The 4,312-nt window shown below is 70.1% G+C and carries 4 protein-coding genes and 1 pseudogene; 2 read left to right on the top strand and 3 right to left on the bottom strand.

Annotated features, from left to right (window positions below; genetic code table 11):
• Positions 1-781: diacylglycerol kinase family protein (locus AC5RV2_RS15205; RefSeq protein ID WP_494093028.1), on the top strand; the 781-nt coding region annotated here is incomplete at its 5' end.
• Here the strand turns inward: AC5RV2_RS15205 and AC5RV2_RS15200 are convergent.
• From AC5RV2_RS15200 to AC5RV2_RS15190, 3 genes are read right to left on the bottom strand one after another with little or no spacing between them, the layout of a single operon-like run.
• Positions 703-1,521 carry a pyrimidine reductase family protein gene (locus AC5RV2_RS15200; protein WP_494093027.1) on the bottom strand — a complete coding sequence of 273 codons (819 nt, stop codon included), beginning with the start codon at positions 1,519-1,521 and terminating at the stop codon, positions 703-705. The genes AC5RV2_RS15205 and AC5RV2_RS15200 overlap by 79 nt on opposite strands.
• Positions 1,518-2,462: a dihydropteroate synthase gene (gene folP, locus AC5RV2_RS15195; RefSeq protein ID WP_494093026.1), complete on the bottom strand. Its 945-nt coding sequence runs from the start codon at positions 2,460-2,462 to the stop codon at positions 1,518-1,520. Before folP ends, AC5RV2_RS15200 begins: the two co-directional genes overlap by 4 nt.
• Positions 2,459-3,709 (bottom strand): NAD(P)/FAD-dependent oxidoreductase, encoded by a 1,251-nt coding sequence (locus AC5RV2_RS15190; protein WP_494093025.1) that lies wholly within the window; start codon positions 3,707-3,709, stop codon positions 2,459-2,461. The genes folP and AC5RV2_RS15190 overlap by 4 nt, the downstream gene beginning before the upstream one ends.
• A 175-nt stretch (positions 3,710-3,884) precedes the next feature.
• Here AC5RV2_RS15190 and AC5RV2_RS15185 point away from each other — a divergent pair.
• Positions 3,885-4,013: pseudogene (locus AC5RV2_RS15185) on the top strand (hypothetical protein); the annotation flags it as partial.
• Positions 4,014-4,312 lie beyond the last annotated feature (299 nt).

Below are 4,312 nucleotides of genomic sequence, written 5' to 3'. Positions count from 1 at the left end.
CGAACTGCGGGCGGAAACGTGGGCCGCGCTCGCCGACCTGGTCGCCGGCGCGCTGCGCCGCGGGGTCTCCGCCCTTCTGGTGGTGGGCGGTGACGGAATGGTTCACTTAGCAGTCAACGCGCTGGCGGGCACACAGGTTCCGCTGGGCATCGTGCCGACGGGCACCGGAAACGACTTCGCCCGGCTGTTCGGCCTGCCCGCAGGGCCGGCCGCCGCCGTCGGGCATTTCCTGCACGCCTTGGAGCAGCCGCGCAGGGTGGACCTGGGCCGGGTGACGCATCCGGACGGTTCCACGGCCTGGTTCGCCGGGGTGCTCTCGGCCGGCTTCGACGCGGCGGTCAACGACCGTGCCAACCGCTGGAAGTTCCCCCGCGGCCGGCTGCGCTATCCGCTGGCCATGCTGCGCGAACTCGCCTCCTTCCGGCCCATCCTCTACAGCCTGGTCGTGGACGGCGTGCCGCGGGAGGTCGACGCGATGCTCGTCGCCGTGGCCAACGGCCGCTCCTTTGGCGGCGGGATGCGTGTGGTGCCGGGGGCGGCGTACGACGACGGTTTGCTGGATCTGTTCATCGTCTCGCCACTGTCCCGTCCGGCCTTCGTCGGCATCTTTCCGCGCGTCTACGCCGGCCGGCACCTCGGCCATCCGGCCGTCCGCATCGAGCAGGTCAGGACGGTCCGGTTGGAGGCCGCCGGCGTCACCGCTTACGCCGACGGCGAGCGGGTGGGTCCGCTGCCGGTGTCCGTGGACGTGGTCCCCGGCACGCTGTCCACGGCGGTGTAGCGCAACAGCAGCATCGACCCGGACTCGAGCACCTGCCGCAGTTGAAGCCGCTGCAGCGACTCCTGCGCGCCGGGAACGTGGTCCGTTATCCGCTTGGCAGCCCCGCCGGCCAACACCGGGCTGATCGTCAGGCACAGCTCGTCCACCAGTCCCGCCGTCTGGAAGCTGCCGAAGAGAAGCGGCCCGCCCTCGCTGTGGATCTGCTCGTAGCCGCGGGCGGCCAGCGCCTTCACCACCCGCGCCGGTTCCACCCGGGTGGTGCCGGCGTCGAGCACATCGGCCACCGGTTCCAGCGCGCGGCGCCGGGTCGCGGGCGACGCGGCGCTGGTCAGTACGATCGGCCGCACGGGCGCGGCGGTGAAGAATTCGCTGCCCGGGTCCAGATCCAGCGACGCCGAGACCACGGCGACGGGCGGATGCGCACTCATGCCGCGGGCCAGGCGCCACTGCTGGGACTCCGCCGAGAGCAGCTCGCCGCCGTAGCCTTCGGCCCGGATCGTTCCGGCACCGACCACCAGGACATCGGCCAGCCTGCGCAACAGCAGGAAGACCCGCTGGTCCACCTCGTCGCCCAAGGTTCCGGAGCGGCCGGCATAGGTCGAGGCGCCGTCCAGGCTGGCCACGAAATTGAAGCGGACCCACGGGCCGGAGCGGGGGAGTTCGCCGTACCAGGCCAGCAGCTGCTGGTCGGTGGCCTGCTCCGGTCCAGGCGGCAGGAGGCGCCGGATCGGGCGTGTCACGGCGCCGCCGGTTCGTTGACGTCGCCCATGTTGTGCCTCAGGCAAACCGGTTCCCGCCAACCCATCACGGCCTCGGTCATCCGGATGGCCGCGCTGGCTTCGCCGACGTTGTGCATGCGCAGGATCCGCGCCCCGTTCATGATGCACATCACCGCGGCGGCCAGCGAGCCGGAAAGCCGTTCCTGTTTGGGCTGCGCCAGCGTCTCGCCGATGAAGTCCTTGTTGGACACCGCCGCCAGCGCCGGGTAACCGAGGGACGCGATTTCGGCAAAGCGCCGGGTGATTTCCAACGAATGCAGCGTGTTCTTGTTCAGGTCGTGGCCCGGGTCGACGATGATTTTCCCGGCCGGGATGCCCAGGTTTAGGGCCAGCTGCACCTTTCGTTGCAGGAACCCGGCGACGTCGTCGACCACGTCGTCGTACCGGGGGCGGGGATACACGGTGCGCGGGGCGGCGAGCGAGTGCGTGATGACCAGATGCGCCCCGCCTTCCGCCACGACCGCGGCCAACTCCGGGTGGTGTAATCCGGTGGTGTCGTTGATGACGTTGGCTCCGGCGCGGATGCTCGCCTCGGCCACCTCGGGCAGGAAGGTGTCGGCGGAGATGATGGCGTCCGAACCGACCCGCACGGCCTCGATGACCGGAACCACCCGCTCGGCTTCCTCGCGCGCGGACAAGGCCGGGCCCGGGGCGAACGGCACGCCGCCGATGTCCACCCAGTCCGCGCCCGCGGCCACCGCCGCCAGGGCGGCGTCAATGGCGGCCCGCCGGGTGAAGGTGCGGCCGGTGTCGTAGAAAGAGTCGGGGGTGCGGTTGACGATGGCCATCAGCGCCACTCGGCGGCGGAAGTCGATCTGTCGGACACCGAAGTCGTGCACCGGGTGGTACAGCTCGGGCAGGAAGACGCTGGACGGCGGCCGCGCCGTCAGTGGCTGGCTCACAGGCTGGTCAGCTCCTTGTCGGTATTGGACAGGTCCGCGGCATCCACGCTGCGGCCGGAACGGATCAGGTCCTGGATGGGCTCCTGGACGTCCCAGATATTTACATTCATACCAGCCACCACCTTGCCCTCGCGCAGCCAGAACGCGATGAACTCCAAGGAGTCCAGGTTTTGGTAGTTTCCCCGGAACACCGGCTCGCCCCGCGCCGACCACGGGAAATAGCCGGAGTACTCCATGCCGATCCCGAACTGGTCGGTGTAGAAGTACGGGATGTCGTCGTTGGACGCGTCCCGGCCCAACATCGCGGCAGCGGCGGTCTTCCCTTGGGCCAGGGCGTTCGCCCAGTGCTCGCTGCGCAGCGGGCCGCCGTAACCGGGATGGTAGGCATGGGCAACATCGCCGGCGGCGTAGACATGCTCGGCCGAGGTGCGCAGGGTCTGGTCGGTGTCAATGCCGCTGGACACGGCCAGCCCCGCAGCTTCGGCCAAGGCGGTGTTCGGGACGGCGCCGATGGCGACCAGCACCGCGTCGGCGGGCAGGCGCTCGCCGTTGTCCAGGACAACGCCGGCGACCCTGCCCTCCCCGCCTGTGCCGTCCCCGCCGAAGATCTCCACCGGCCAGCGACGGGTGCGCAGCAGGACGCCCTCGCGGCGGTGGGTATCGGCGAAGATGCTGCCGATGGCGTCGCCCAGGGCGGGGGCGAGCGGGATGTCGCCGCGGCCCAGGACCGTGACCTCGTTGCCGAGCTGGCGGGCCGTGGCCGCAACCTCCATGCCGATCCAGCCCATGCCGATCACGACCAGCCGCTGGTCCCCGGAGGCCAGCACGGCGTGCAGGGCCCGGCTGTCCGCCAGCGTGCGCAGGTAGTGCACGCCGCCCAGCCCGGCGCCGGGCAGTTCCAGCCTCCGCGGCGACGCCCCGGTGGCCAGCAGCAGCTGCGAGTACTCCAGCGTGCCCGCATCGGAGAGCGAGACGGTACGGGCAGCGGGATCGAAGGATTCCACAGTGGTGCCGCGCAACAGTTGGACGCCGTGCTCCGCATACCAGCCGGGCTGCTCTACGAGCCCCGACTGTTCATCCTCCCGGCCGGCCAGAAAGCCCTTGGACAGCGGCGGCCGAAGATAAGGGTGTTGGTCCTCGGCGCCGGCCAGCACGATCTCGTCGCCGAAGCCGCCGCTGCGCAGCTCCTTGGCCGCTGTTGCGCCGGCCAAACCGGCTCCGGCGATAACGATCGGTTTCCCAGCCATGGCAGCGCTCCTTCATGTGCCGGCGGTCACGCGGCGGGTCCGCCCCTGGCCGCCGATCTGCTGGAAGCACCGGCAGCTGCCTGTCGGGGCAGGGCCAGATGTTCTAAAATGGGTACATCCGACTTTAGAAATCAGTTCCGGATAAGTCAATGCACCTGCCACCGGAAAGGACCCCATGGCCGACCAGCCGCCACCCGGACTCCCTGCCGTCTCGGCCCTGGGCGACGACGTCCGCCGCCGCCTCTTTGAATTCGTCCGCTACAGCGCCGAACCGGTGACCCGGGACCAGGCCGCCGCTGCCCTGGATTTGCCGCGCAGCACCGTGTCCCTCCAGCTGGACGCGCTGGCCGGGCACGGACTGCTGAGCATCGAGTTCCGGAAACTCAGCGGTAAATCCGGGCCGGGCTCCGGCAGGCCGGCCAAGGTCTACGCGGCAGCGGTGCCGGAAGTATCGGCCTCCGTGCCGGAACGTGCCTACGGCCTGGCCGGCGAGCTGCTGGCCACGGCGATCTTGAGGTTGATGAACAGCGAGAGCAGCGGGATCAGCGCCATCTGCAGCGGCACGATCTGCAGCGCGAACACCACAATGAACAGGGTGTCCTT

Source organism: Arthrobacter sp. Y3225116, from assembly GCF_059091245.1.
The sequence above is the reverse complement of the archived record's forward strand: the minus strand, read 5'-3'. Positions and strand labels throughout refer to the sequence as shown.